Source organism: Neolewinella agarilytica (assembly GCF_900110645.1).
In the GTDB taxonomy this organism is placed as follows: Bacteria; Bacteroidota; Bacteroidia; order Chitinophagales; family Saprospiraceae; genus Neolewinella; species Neolewinella agarilytica.
This window is the reverse complement of record NZ_FOFB01000022.1, coordinates 40,033-53,465: the sequence shown is the minus strand read 5'-3', so window position 1 is coordinate 53,465 and position 13,433 is coordinate 40,033. Positions and strand designations below refer to the sequence as shown.

14 protein-coding genes are annotated in these 13,433 nt (G+C 49.3%); 8 read left to right on the top strand and 6 right to left on the bottom strand.

The features are described 5' to 3' along the window. Positions 1-7: 7 nt before the first annotated feature. Positions 8-544 carry a hypothetical protein gene (locus BM123_RS17645; RefSeq protein ID WP_090171176.1) on the top strand — a complete coding sequence of 179 codons (537 nt, stop codon included), beginning with the start codon at positions 8-10 and terminating at the stop codon, positions 542-544. A gap of 45 nt (positions 545-589) precedes the next feature. On the opposite strand, the gene BM123_RS17640 is transcribed toward BM123_RS17645, so the two are convergent. Then, positions 590-1,033, bottom strand: coding sequence for an OsmC family protein (locus BM123_RS17640; RefSeq protein WP_090171173.1), 444 nt, complete (start codon positions 1,031-1,033; stop codon positions 590-592). Positions 1,034-1,256: 223 nt separating this feature from the next. Between BM123_RS17640 and BM123_RS17635 the strand changes: the two genes are divergently transcribed. From BM123_RS17635 to BM123_RS17620, 4 genes are all read left to right on the top strand, one after another. Next, entirely contained in the window at positions 1,257-1,766 is a 510-nt protein-coding gene (locus BM123_RS17635; protein ID WP_090171170.1) for an RNA polymerase sigma factor, read from the top strand. Between the two features lie 154 nt (positions 1,767-1,920). Further along, the gene (locus tag BM123_RS17630) at positions 1,921-3,000 is read left to right on the top strand and encodes an efflux RND transporter periplasmic adaptor subunit (RefSeq protein WP_090171168.1); all 1,080 of its coding nucleotides are present in this window, start codon (positions 1,921-1,923) and stop codon (positions 2,998-3,000) included. A 1-nt stretch (position 3,001) separates the two neighbouring features. Then, positions 3,002-4,261: an ABC transporter permease gene (locus tag BM123_RS17625; RefSeq protein WP_090171166.1), complete on the top strand. Its 1,260-nt coding sequence runs from the start codon at positions 3,002-3,004 to the stop codon at positions 4,259-4,261. A 1-nt stretch (position 4,262) separates the two neighbouring features. Continuing rightward, positions 4,263-4,940 carry an ABC transporter ATP-binding protein gene (locus BM123_RS17620; RefSeq protein WP_090171163.1) on the top strand — a complete coding sequence of 226 codons (678 nt, stop codon included), beginning with the start codon at positions 4,263-4,265 and terminating at the stop codon, positions 4,938-4,940. Positions 4,941-5,000: 60 nt separating this feature from the next. Here BM123_RS17620 and BM123_RS17615 read toward each other — a convergent pair whose 3' ends face one another. Then, positions 5,001-7,355, bottom strand: a complete 2,355-nt coding sequence (locus BM123_RS17615) for a phosphoketolase family protein (protein ID WP_090171324.1) — start codon at positions 7,353-7,355, stop codon at positions 5,001-5,003. A 198-nt stretch (positions 7,356-7,553) separates the two neighbouring features. Next, positions 7,554-8,444, bottom strand: coding sequence for a universal stress protein (locus BM123_RS17610; protein WP_090171160.1), 891 nt, complete (start codon positions 8,442-8,444; stop codon positions 7,554-7,556). Between the two features lie 76 nt (positions 8,445-8,520). On the opposite strand from BM123_RS17610, the gene BM123_RS17605 reads away from it, so the two are divergent. From BM123_RS17605 to BM123_RS17595, 3 genes are read left to right on the top strand one after another with little or no spacing between them, the layout of a single operon-like run. Further along, on the top strand, positions 8,521-9,519 hold the full coding sequence (locus BM123_RS17605; protein WP_090171157.1) for a universal stress protein: 999 nt from the start codon (positions 8,521-8,523) through the stop codon (positions 9,517-9,519). Positions 9,520-9,534: 15 nt separating this feature from the next. Further along, positions 9,535-10,311, top strand: a complete 777-nt coding sequence (locus tag BM123_RS17600) for a universal stress protein (RefSeq protein WP_090171154.1) — start codon at positions 9,535-9,537, stop codon at positions 10,309-10,311. Positions 10,312-10,335: 24 nt separating this feature from the next. Continuing rightward, positions 10,336-11,262, top strand: a complete 927-nt coding sequence (locus BM123_RS17595; RefSeq protein WP_090171151.1) for a mechanosensitive ion channel family protein — start codon at positions 10,336-10,338, stop codon at positions 11,260-11,262. On the opposite strand, the gene BM123_RS17590 is transcribed toward BM123_RS17595, so the two are convergent. From BM123_RS17590 to BM123_RS17580, 3 genes are all read right to left on the bottom strand, one after another. After that, positions 11,228-12,076, bottom strand: coding sequence for a universal stress protein (locus BM123_RS17590; protein WP_090171148.1), 849 nt, complete (start codon positions 12,074-12,076; stop codon positions 11,228-11,230). The two genes, BM123_RS17595 and BM123_RS17590, sit on opposite strands and share 35 nt — an antisense overlap. Positions 12,077-12,150: 74 nt before the next feature. After that, a complete protein-coding gene (locus BM123_RS17585; RefSeq protein WP_090171145.1) occupies positions 12,151-12,474 on the bottom strand; it encodes a cupin domain-containing protein in 324 nt (107 codons plus the stop codon). Positions 12,475-12,477: 3 nt separating this feature from the next. After that, positions 12,478-13,389 (bottom strand): universal stress protein, encoded by a 912-nt coding sequence (locus BM123_RS17580; RefSeq protein WP_090171142.1) that lies wholly within the window; start codon positions 13,387-13,389, stop codon positions 12,478-12,480. Positions 13,390-13,433 lie beyond the last annotated feature (44 nt).

Below are 13,433 nucleotides of genomic sequence, written 5' to 3'. Positions count from 1 at the left end.
AAATACGATGAAATTCCGAAAAAGCACGAAAGTTGGCCTCGCCCTGCTGCTACTATTCACGTCTTTCTTTGTCTGGTATCTGGGTACCTATTCTATGGCCGTAGCTACTTCATTTGAAGTGAACAGTCCTTCAGCTCCCAAACACTTATTAATCGTAACGCAACAGAGTACTCATAAAGACAGTCTGACGGCAGGAATTATTACTGCCTTTACTGAGCGCGCGGTATACATCAAAGTGATTGATATCACAGCAGCCGTAGCGTACCAGACAGAAAGAAAAATTGACGCTTGCATCCTGATGCATACCTGGGAATTTTGGCGACCGCCGGGAATGGTCAATGACTTCAAAGAGTCCTTGCCGGAAGACGTTCCCCTGTTTGTGATAAGCACTTCAGGAAGCGGAGAAATGCTTCTGGATGAAGAAGTAGATGGAATCAGTTCAGCCTCAGATACGGCCGACCTCGAATGGGAGATTAACACGGCAGTTAGCTGGGCAAGACTTGCGCTGGGCCTTGTGTCCAATACCATTACTCTTGAAGAATAATGGAATGGACAAAGGCTGATATTGATTAGTCGGCACAAACCTTGACTAAGGAAAAATTAGCAGCTCTCCGGAAACATCGCAAGTTTCTTTGAGGGTATTATAGATCGTCCCGAATTTGCGAAGGTTTTTGTGCAATAATTCCGCGTTCAGCTTACCCACCACACCATCAATTTGGATAGTATATCTGATAGCGGCAATCTTAGTAGGCTTTTCCTGGCGCTCACCCGTCACTTCGATACTGGCGTTGTCATAGCTAAAACCTAGTATCTCTGAGAATCGCTGGACATTTTTCAAACAGCAGGCAGCAAAAGCCCCTAAGAGAAGTTCAGCGGGATTCGGCAGGTCCTGCTGTTCTTTCAAGACTCCAAACGGCACCCCATGACTTCTGATGGAAAAAGCAGCTTCTCGCTCTGAATTGATCTTTGCGGATGAGTGATATTGCATATAGCTGAGATTATCTTGATTAGAATCACAAGCTGCAACAATCATGAGAAAAGTAAAATGATTAGAATCATTCAGGTCAGTGAATTGAATCAGTAGGTTAATCCCCCACCAACGGCAACTTTGTTAGGCTCCCAGAAGCGGGCATGCATGTATTACGTAGACTTATTTCGTGCTTTTTTCCACCAGGCTCAGATAAGCCCCTCCCCTTTCGGAACCCCTACTATTACGGCAAGTCCTTTTTAATTGTAAACCAATCCACCAGCAGGTAATGACTATCGAACAAATCAATTCGCTGAATCAAACCCACCTCCCGGAGTTCAAAACGCTCGCCCTGAGTCTAACTCGTGACGGAGACCGGGCTCGGGACTTATTGCAGGAGGTTAACTACCAAATATTCAAAAACCGCAACAGCTTTCAATACGGAACCGATTTTTCGGCCTGGGTAAAACGAATCATTCGTAACGTTTTTATCTCGGACTACCGAAGAACAAAACGGCGTAGAGAGATTCTGGCTCAGTACGGCCTGCCAACTGGCTTTTCCTCCGACCTTACGGTTACTAATAAGGGGACAGATTTGCTCGAGGCCGAGGAGGTAACCATGCTGATTGAACAATTACCATGTATTTACCGGGAGGTATTTCTGATGCACTTTCAGGGTTTGACTTACGAGGAAATTGCTCAGCGGTCTCAGGTGCCATTAGGCACCGTAAAGAGTCGCTTGTTTAAAGCCAGGTCCATTCTGAAAAAGAAGCTGAACGGGCGTGGGCTTAGAGCCTGAGCTATTTCTGCGGCATCGAGTTCGGACGCCGGCAGATGGAGTTGGCGTCCAGCCGGGGTTTGACCGAGATACAAATGCATAGGTATAATCAGGAAGGCAATCTACACCCGACTTCGGGAACAGGCTAAAAACTGCAGGGGGAAAATTCAAAAAAATGAGAATCGCACATTTAGTACTACTACTTTTTCTCCTTGCTGGCTGCAGTGAGGAAACTACTGGCATCCAGCCCGGCCGGACGACCATCACCGAAGCGGTTTACGGTACCGTTCTTGTAGTTCCTAAAGAAGCCTACACCGTCTTCTCCCCCGTGAACGGCATCATTGATCAAAGTATGATGAAGGAGGGCGCCGAAGTGAAAGAAGGAGACGAACTCTTTCGCATCAGTGATCAGCGCGCGAAACTGGAAAAGAAAAAAGCCCGGCAGAACTACGTTCAGGCGCTGGAGAATTACCAGGGTGAAGTTGCGGTTCTTAAAGAAATGGACGAGCGGATAAACTCCGCAAAAATGAGCCTCCTGAACGACTCTGTCAACTATGCCAGACAGGCACGGCTCTGGAAGCAGAATATTGGCTCCCGACAGGCTTTCGAAACGATGGAGCTAAAATTCAACACTTCGCGCCATTACATCAATGAATTGCAAAAAACTTACGAGCGAACCCGTCAGCAGTTAGCCGATCAGCTGGCCCTCGCCGGCACTTCTCTTGAGATAAGTGGGCAGTATTACGACGAACATACTATCCGGGCGAAAATGAGCGGAACTATTTACCAAATTGAGAAGAAAACCGGAGAATCCGTTACTACTCAAACGCCGGTAGCCCGAATTGGCAGCAGCAGCCATTTTATTCTTGAACTCCTGATTGATGAGGTAGACATTTCCCGGATAGAGCTCGGGCAAACGGTGTTGGTAAGGCTCGATGCTTACCGCAATCAATCCTATGAAGCAAAAATAAGCCGGATCCTCCCTCATAAAAACAGCCTGACCCAGGCATTCACTGTTGAAGCCGTTTTCACTCAGGCTCCCGAACGACTCTATGACGGGTTAAGCGGAGAAGCCAACATCGTTATCTCACGCCGGGAAAACACAATGACTCTCCCTACTGAATTAATCGGGCCGGACAACCAGGTCCTCACCGAAGACGGAGAGCGCCAGGTAGTTACCGGTATTTCTGACCTGCGCTACACCGAAATAATCAGTGGTATCGACTCCAACACCATTGTTTACCAACCAGAATAAAATGGATTTAAAGCTATTGTTTTACATCGCGGGCAAGCATATATTCAGTCGGTTAAAGCAATCTGTTATCGCAGCTCTGGGAGTTACCTTCGGTGTAGGGATGTTTATTACCATGAGTACTTTCATGACCGGCCTGAATCAACTCCTCGACGGGTTAACGATGGATCGGACGCCTCATATCCGGTTGTATAAAGAAATTGCTCCTTCCCCTCTGCAACCCCTCAACCTAAGTAAAACATACGAAGACGACCTACTCGTGGTTAGTTCTGTAAAACCCAAACAGCAGCAAAACCGGATTGCCGCAGCGTCTTCTATTATTCGGAGCATTCGGGATTATCCTGAAGTACGAGGTGTAAGCCCACAGGTAGTCTCTCAGGTATTTTATAATGCCGGGGCGGTTGATCTGACCGGAGTAGTATCCGGCATTGACGTAGCAGAGGAGGTTCGCCTGTTTCCGCTTGAAAAATACGTCATAGAAGGAAATACTGACGCCCTGGAACGGGATGCCAACGCAATTATCCTCGGTAACGGTGTCGCCAAAAAACTAAGCGCAGGAATTGGAGACAGAGTACAGCTGGTCAGCCCTACCGGCAACCGTATTTCCCTCAAGGTAGTGGGGCTGTACTTAAGCGGCCTTTCGGAAATAGATGATACCCAGAGTTATGTAAATATCGGAACAGCCCGTCGGTTACTGGGAGAGAGCAGTAGTTTCATCACTTCGATTAACGTAAAGTTGTTCGATCTCGAAAACGCTTTACCACTGGCGCAGCAATTTTCAAAGCTCTACAACATCAAGGCCACTGATATTGGAACAGCCAATGCAGATTTTGACACGGGCACCAGTATCCGTAATCTTATTACTTACGTGGTAGCCATTACGCTATTGTTAGTGGCAGGGTTCGGTATTTACAATATTCTCAATATGTTCATCAGGGAAAAAATGAACGATATCGCCATTCTCAAAGCAACAGGTTTTTCCGGTAAAGAGGTAAAAACCATCTTTATGATCCAGGCCATGACTATTGGCGTTTTCGGTGGAATATCCGGGCTATTCCTCGGGTGGGGACTTTCAGTGTTCATCGATAATACACCCTTTGAAATATCCGCTCTCCCCTCCATCACCACCTACCCCGTCAATTTCGAACCACTTTATTTCATTATTGGATTCATCTTCGCAGTCGTCGCCTCCTTTTTCGCGGGTTACTTACCAGCCAATAAAGCGATGAAAATGGACCCCGTAGACGTACTCAGAGGACAATAATATGGACAAGCAATCAGTCATTCGCGCCGCTGGCATTGATAAGCATTTCCATGAACCGACCGATTACCACGTCCTGAAAGACATCACATTCGACGTCAAACGTGGTGAGTTCGTATCCGTCATGGGTAAGTCTGGTAGCGGAAAATCCACTCTCCTGTATATTCTATCCACGATGGACACAGACTATACTGGCAATCTGTTTATAAATGACCGGTTGGTCAGTCGTCTACCCGCAGCGGAGCTCTCCGCCATTCGTAACGAACACATCGGCTTTGTTTTTCAATTCCACTATCTACTGGATGAATTTTCGGTACTCGATAATATCAGCCTGCCTGCCCGAAAACTGGGAAAAAAAAACCAGGAGGAGATTCGGCAAGACGCCATGGAATTATTGGAGTTACTCGACATAAAAAAACTGGCCGAAAAACGCGCCTCCCGAATTTCCGGTGGTGAAAAGCAGCGGGTTGCCATCGCCCGTGCTTTGATCAATTCTCCCAGCATAATAATGGGAGATGAGCCAACCGGTAACCTGGATAGTAAAAATGCAGAGAACGTCCTGTCCGTTTTTCGGGACTTGGCTACTTCACGGGGACTTACTCTGCTAATCGTTACCCACGATCAGGATTTTGCGGATCGGACTGATCGGATTATCACGATGGAAGATGGACGAATAGTATAATTTGTTTGACGTGCCGGAGTCAACAGCTATCTAATGATTACCGACCTTAACCTCCCTTGACTAATCCCAGGTCCACTCTAAAATTTCCGGCATATCCACTCCACGTTCTCTGATGTACCGATGGTGTTTTTCTAACTTATCTCTCATTGCCTGGGCCAAGACCTTGCCCTTTTCTCCCAACTGTGGTAAGCGCTTAAGCACGGCCAGTACTAAGTGAAAACGGTCCAGTTCATTGAGCACCTTCATATCAAAGTAAGTCGTGATGGTACCCTCCTCCTGATATCCGTGCACGTGCAGGTTATGATGATTAGCCCGCCGATACAGAAGTCTATGGATCAGCCAGGGGTAACCATGAAAAGCGAATATGATGGGTTTATCTACCGTGAAAAGTGCATCAAAAGCGGCATCGGGCAGTCCGTGAAGATGAGTGGAAGCAGATTGTAATTTCATCAGGTCCACCACATTTACAACCCGAATGTTAAGCTCCGGCAACCAATGACGCAAAATTGAAACGGCCGCCAGCGTTTCCAGCGTTGGCGCGTCACCGCAACAAGCCATAACAACATCCGGCTCGCACTCCATCGGGCAACTGGCCCATTGCCATATCCCGATACCGCGTGCGCAATGCTCTGCGGCGGCTTCCATTGGAAGCCATTGAAGAGCCTGGTACTTACTGGCTACCACTACATTGACGTAATTCTTACTTCGCTGGCAGTGGTCCCAGACGGATAAAAGACAGTTAGCATCAGGTGGGAGGTACACCCGCACAACGGAGGCTTTTTTATTGACCACATGGTCAATGAAGCCAGGATCCTGGTGAGTGAATCCATTATGCGCCTGCTGCCAGACGTGAGATACCAGAAGGTAATTGAGGGATGCAATTGGCTTGCGCCAAGGCAATTCCGCCGTGATCTTAAGCCATTTAGCGTGTTGGTTAAACATAGAGTCGACCACGTGAATGAAGGCCTCATAGCTGTTAAACAATCCGTGCCTGCCCGTGAGCAGGTACCCCTCCAGCCACCCCTGACACATATGCTCGCTCAGCATCTCCACTACCCTGCCCTCACTGTTCAGGAACTCATCGTTTTCCTCCGTCGGCAGCATCCACTGCCGGTTAGTAACTTCGAAAACAGAGCGAAGACGATTCGACAGGGTTTCATCAGGGCCGAAGATGCGGAAATTTCTGGCCGCCTGATTAAGGGTGATAATGTCCCGCAAAAAGTCACCGAGTACCTCGGTATCCGCAGCACGGACCGTACCTGGGGCGGGGACTTCAATACCGTACTTCCGGAAATCCGGCACCACCAGTTCCCGCAGGAGCAGCCCGCCGTTAGCGTGGGGGCTGGCTGACATGCGAAAGTTACCACCGGGAGCCAGAGCCGCTACTTCAGGCAGCAAGACTCCTTGTTCGTCAAATAACTCTTCGGGGCGGTAGCTCTTCATCCAGGTTTCCAACTGCCGTAAAGCAACATCCTCATTACCCTTGTCAACTTTGATGGGGACCTGGTGAGCCCGGAAGGTTCCTTCAAGAGGAAGTCCATCCACCGTTTCGGGCCCCGTCCATCCTTTGGGTGACCGCAGAACGATCATGGGCCAGCAAGGACGCTCGGGTTGCTCCTGGCGAAGAGCCCGTTCCTTAATGGCCTTTATTTCCAAAGCAATTTCCTCCATCGTTTCTGCCATTTCCCGGTGCATGGCTTCCGGCTCATGTCCTTCGACGAAGTAGGGCTTCCAACCGTAGCCTTCCAGCAATTTTTTCAGCTCGTCCTTTTTTATGCGGGCGAGCAGCGTTGGATTGGCAATCTTGTAACCATTGAGGTGAAGGATAGGCAGAACGACGCCATCAGTCCGGGGATTGAGAAATTTATTCCCGTGCCAGGATGTCGCCAGAGGCCCCGTTTCGGCCTCCCCGTCACCGATGACACAGGCAACGATCAGTTGAGGATTATCGAAAGCTGCACCAAAAGCATGGCTGAGAGAATAGCCCAACTCACCGCCCTCATGTATTGAACCCGGACACTCCGGAGATACGTGGCTGGAAACTCCGCCCGGGAAAGAGAATTGGGAACAAAGCCGCTTTAAGCCGGCTTCGTCCTGCGAGCAGTCCGGATAGACTTCCGAATAAGTTCCCTCCAGGTAAGCGCAGCTAATCATTGCCTGCCCCGCGTGACCAGGTCCGGAGAGATAAATCATCTCCAGTTGATGGCGCTTTATTATCTCGTTGAGGTGGACGTAGATGAAATTTTGACCGGGGGCCGTCCCCCAATGTCCAAGCAATACCTGTTTTAAATCCTTGCGTTCTAATGGGCGGCGGAGCAGTGGGTTGTCCCGCAGGTACATCTGCCCTACGGAGAGGTAATTTGCCGCACGCCAATAGGCATCAATTTTGGCGAGGTGTTCTTGAGTCAAAGACATAGACTGGTGGATTCTGATGCGTTTCCGGGCGCGGACGCAGGTGCAAAAAAAGGCCGAAGGAGCAATGACTGTTTTAAACCACTGCTCTTCAACCTCTTTTTTTTGCACCTGCGGTCGCGCCAAAAAACTGTTTACATGACTGGCTTCTTCCGGGAAGTACCAGCTGCGAAATGGGAGTGCCAAGGGCCCGGCAATTGCCTAAACCTTCTCACTGATAAAAGACACTTCATTTTTCCGCTCATCCGATTCTTCCTGGGGAAGAATAAGCAGTGGCAGCGTCGTTTCCAGAACAGCTTCACGAGTGTTGCTCTTGCTAAACAGCCGGCTCAGCCAGCCCCGGCGCGGCCGGTGCATCACGACCAGATCAGCAGAGATGTCTTCGGCGTAGTCAAGAATTTCTTCCGCTACATCATCATCTTCCAGTACATGGAAACGGGTATCAACGCCCGTACCGGGCCGGTGGAATACTTCCCGCAGAAGGTCCATATCAAAGTTGGTCTTTTGCCCTTTTCCCGTCTTAACGTGGACAAAATCCAGTCGGGGCTTAAACACCCGCAGTGCTTTAAGCACATGACCCGCGTGGAAAGCATCAATGTGCGTGAGGTCCGTCGCGTAACAGATCGAATGCAGCGGCCGAAAATCGAAGCTCTTCGGAATAACCAACACGGGACAAGTGGCCCTACCGACCAAATTCGAAGTGTTGGAGCCAAAAATATTATCCGCTTCTTCGTTGTCTTCTCCTTGCGTGCCCATCAGGATCAAATTATTCTGCTCCGCTTCGAGATGTCGAAGAATGGTTGCCCGAAGACTTCCGTTTTCAACGAATAGGCGAACGGCAGGAACGTGCTCTAAATGGCTTGAAACGGCCGTCATTCCTTTAGTGAAGAAATCAGCCAGTTTCTCTTTGCCAAGGCCTACATACTGATCATTAAGACTGATGGACATCAGGCTCCCGTCTGTGTCCGGCAAGACGTACAGAAGGTCGATGCTGGCATCCAGTTGATCGGCCAGGCGAAGGGCGTACCGAAACGCATTGGCGGATACTTTGGAAAAGTCAACGGGAACAAGAATGGAGCGGATAGGATGCATGACAAATTATTATTGGTGATAAGTCAAAATTGGGGGAAGGAAGAGTTGCATCCCCTGATCTGAATCATAGATTCCGGTGATTAAAATCATAGCTCCGGAAGTTCACCGCCTTGATCTTTGGGAAGAGGCGGTGAAGGTTTTTCACCGCATAAATCCATTCCTGATGAAAAACGTAGTTATCCCCGTTGACTTTTCAGAGACTGCTGCCGAAGCCACAAGGTTTGGTACTCACCTGGCCCAGTTGCTGAATTACAACTTATCCATCGTCCACATCGCTGACCTCATCTTAAGCGGCTCCCACAGCCTTACCACGCCTGAACAAAAACGGGATGAAGAAAAGCTGGTGGATCAACTTGCCAGATTTACCCACGAAAACGTTGATCCTGTATTTCTGACCAATCGTGGGCGTACTGCCTTTGTTCCAAAGGTGAGTTATTCCGTACACTCCGGTATGGCGGCGAACGAGATTTTATCCATTAGTAAAGAGGCTGACACAGCCCTCATCGTGATGGGAGGAGTTGGTGCCGGAGCAGGCATTCACCCTCCGGGGCTTTACGGAAGTGTAGCTACCCCCGTAGCATTACGTGGTAATTGCCCCGTTATTCTGATCCCTAAAGATTACGGCTCGGTTACCGTGGAAAAATTAGCCATCGCCTTTGACGATGCGGACGAAATCATCCGGATCGGGCAATTTGCCCGGACGATCATCCAGACGCTTAAGCCTGAGGTTCGGTACGTCCACGTCAGCAAAACAGACTGGCGGGCCGAACTCGAAAACGAAGACGACTTCAATGACCTTACGTGGGGCAAAGGCCTTCCCTCCTACACTTACAGGTCTGACTTGCTTCCGGCGGGCAACGTTGCTAAGCAGCTGTCTCAATACGTCGCCGACAAGCAAATAGATTTGCTTGTTCTTGGCGGTAAACATCAGGGGTTCTGGCGCCGGCTCTTCGACAAAAACAACCTGAAGCCAATTATTCAGTCCGTCAAGGTCCCCATGATGGTAATCCCCTTCACGGTGGACGAAGACCGTTCCTCCAACATCGGTAAAGCGATCGCTAAGAACATCTACTAAACAAAATATCTAAGCATGAAACATCTCTTAGTGGGCATCGACTTCAGCAAATCAGCGGACCGTGCCCTGGCGTACGCCGAGGAAATTGCACTGCAAATGAAGGCCAGTATCAGCTTAGTACACATCGTACCGCCAGCTGGAACTACGGAGGCCGACGAAGCCAAAAAACGCCTCACGGAACTGGCTGACAGCAGCGGATCCCGTGGTATAAAGACCGCTGCCTACATCTATGAAGGGCCGGTCATTGAAACCCTGAAGCGCGTCATCGACGATGGCGATTGCGACCTAGTCGTCATGGGCTGCCAGGGCGAGAATTTCCTGCCAGAAAACCCCTGGGGCAGTAGCACTACCTCGCTTATGGAAGACACCCGGATTCCCATTCTGGCGGTTCCAGACCTGGCTCCCGTAAAATATCCCCGCCGCTTTCTGTTGGCGACTGATAAAATCTGCCCCAGGCACATCCGGCAGCTTACCCCAATGCTCGAGCTGCTCAGGGCAGACCGCACTGATTTGTTGTTGTTCCATTACCTCCAGGCAACGGACCGATCGACACCGGACCGGGAATACGGCCGGCTGCTGGAGGGCATCAAGCATCGCTTTTACTATCAGGTCGACAACCAACAGCCCATCGGTAATGCCGTTGTAGAGTTTACGGAGCTGATTGATGCGGACATTCTCGTCGTTACCCACCGGGATGGTCATTGGTTGGGCTCTCCAACCTCAGATTCCGTAGCACGCAGGGTTACCTGGGCGTCCAGTGTTCCGGTGCTTGTGCTGCAGGATAGTTTTTAGAATACCCTCCCTTAAACAAACCGTATGCAATTTCTGGAAAGCGTCAAAGAATGGATGGTTCTAAATCCAACCCTGGTTAGTGCGCTTAAATATGTGACCTGGCTGATATTGATTATACTAACCATATCCTTCCTCAGGAAACTCCTAAAACGAAAATTACCGGATACATCCGTCAGATACAAATCTCAGAAGGCCATTGAGATCGTTGGGTACGTACTTATTATCATTCTAACCGTATCCTACTTTACGGGCTCCGTCAAAGATTTCACGCTGGCCATCGGCTTATTAACGGCTGGTATAACCATCACCCTTCAGGAATTGATTCTTAGCATTGCAGGCTCTTTTTACATTTTCATCGTTAAGGTTTATCAACCAGGAGACCGAATTGAGATCAATGGCATCAAAGGGGATGTAATTGATATAGACAGCATTTATACTACCATGATGGAAATCGGCGAATGGGTATCGAGCGACAACTATAGCGGCAGGATTGTAAAGCTGAGTAATGCTTTCGTTTTTAAAGGGCCTATCTACAACTATTCACAGGATTTCCCCTTCGTGTGGGATGAGATCAACTTCCCGATCCGTTATGGTTCAGACCTCGATCTGGCGAAATCAATTGTGATATCAACTACCGCTGAAATCTTGTCCGAATATCTTACCCAGTCCCGGCTGAACTGGAAAAAGGTAGTGAGTAAATATTACATCGAAGACGCCAAAGTCGAACCGACGCTGGCCATTACGATGACTGACAACTGGATGCAATTCAACGTTCGGTACATCGTGGATTACCGGCAGAGACGGTCAACCAAGAACCTACTGAACGAACGCATTGGAAAGGCCATTCTGGCCACCGACAACAAAGTTACTCTCGCCTCCGCTACCATTGAAATCATTAAGATTCCTGACCTAAACCTTACTGCCCAAGGATCAACAGTGGAAGATTCGTAACACCTGCGGACTCCCGGGTGTCGCTGTGTGCGAACATTCGATCCCACCAGCCTCGCTCAAGCTTAATCATCACGAGCAGGTCGTGCGGATGCTTATTGAGATAATTAAAAATACCGTCGGTAACATCCTCATTAAAGGTTGTGATGAACGTTGCCTCCACACCATCCCGTGGTTGCTCAAAGGCACGACGGAAGAGATCAAGGCCATCCGAAGTTTGCGGATCATCGGGAAGGTGAACGTGCAGGTAGTTAATTTGAGGATCAAAAACGGACAGCGCTTTTCTCAGGCTGCCCGCCCCGACCAGGTCACTCTCGCGAAGCCCGGTAGCAAAGCAAATCGTCTTTAAGGCCTGGTACCTGGCGTTGAGTGGCAAGACAAGGATAGGCGGTTTTACTTTGCCCACCAGAAAAGTAGCGTTGGTGCCGAAGAACCTGTCCCAGGCATCCTGCACGCCGTGGGTGCCCATAACGATAAGGCCAACTTCGTGGTCCATAACGTACTGCGTTATACCCTCCTTCAGCCCGAATGCGCTGATGGAGGTAGTCACCTCCGGCATCTGGCTTACCTGCCAGCGCGCATTAGCCTTACCAGCTACCGCAAAATCGGCAATCTGTTCCTTTGCCCGCTGATGAAGCTGAGGCACTGTGTCTAACACGACATGTCCGTTCCCCGGAATTACCGGCGCCGCCGGCAGACAATGCAGAAGATGTACGGAAGCGGATAACTCGCCTGCCAGTTGCAAGGCATATTCGTAGGCATTGGCGGATACTTCGCCGAAGTCTACGGGAACCAGAATGTGTTTTATGCTTTTCATGTTTTTTCTTTTCGTACAAGAAAACCGATAGTGAGTATCCAGGCCGGAAGGGCCTGGCGTTCGATCCAGGCAGGCTACCCAATGGTCAGCAGGCAGAGGCTTGGTCGAATTGCCTGGACGGAGTGAATTTCGTTGATTGGAATCTCCAGTTCATCATATTGAAAAAGAGGTACGTTCCCATTGATATCCCGGTACACCACACTGCCTTTTAATACGGTCAGTTTAGTGGGCAACTTAGTGTGGTGATCCGGTAGCAGGACATCGACGTTAAGGCCCAACAGGATCACTTTAAAGCTGTCGTTATTGTGTAACATCTCAGTCACCGGGCCAACACTTGTTTTTAGTTTTTGTAGTACACTTTCAATAGTGGAAGCTTTATCGGTAGGTCGATCGTTCATTACTTAAGATTTTAGCGTTAAGGATTCTTCCTCTGAGCGGAGGATGCCAGAGGTGCCGGCAGTTTCATCTGCCTGAAAAATCAGTAAGGGCAACTCTGTCTTCACTATTGCCTCCTGCGTGTGGCTACGCTTCCAGAGACGCTCCAGCCAGCCTCGGCGGGGCCGGTTCATTACTATGATGTCCGCAGCAGATTTTTTTGCGTAACGAAGCAACTCGTCCACCTTGTTCTTCCCCGAAATCTGGGTAAAGTTCAGGCGCTCATGAATATCGGGTTGATCAAGCACTTTGCGCAAAAGGTCCAGGTCGAATTCCGTTTTTTCATGGCTGACGGAAGAGACATGCACAAAATCTACATTGGGTGCAAAAGGACCGAAGAAATCGAACAATTCCGTAACCCGGAAAGGATCGAGGTGTTTGAGATCAGTAGCATAACAGAGCCGCCCCGGTTTGCGGGTGCGTGCTTCATTAGGGATGATCAGGACAGGAACTTTGGTCTCATCAATAAGATGAGTGGTATTCGTGCCGATCAAACCGGACAAGGGCTTTTCCCGACCAGTGGTGCCCATAATTATCAGGTCCGTCTTCCCGGCTTTAATCCTTTTTTTAACGATCGGCCCAAGATCACCGGCTTCAATAAATACGCATACTTCGGGTATGCCCGTAAGCGTATTCATCGCGTTATCTATTCCCTTACTGCGGAAGGAGACCATTTTTTCTATTGCCTCCTTTTTAAGCTCTCCTGCACGAGCTGCCAGGATTCTATCCATCCCCGGGGAAGAAAGAGCCGTAGGCATAACGTATAGTAAATCAATCCGTGCGGGATACCTGTCTGCCAGATGGAGAGCATAATTAAAGGCATTAGCTGCCACGGTTGAAAAATCAATAGGTACAAGGATGGATTTGATGGCAGGCATGGTATTATATTTTTGTTCCTGCTAAGGTCAGTGACCACTCATCA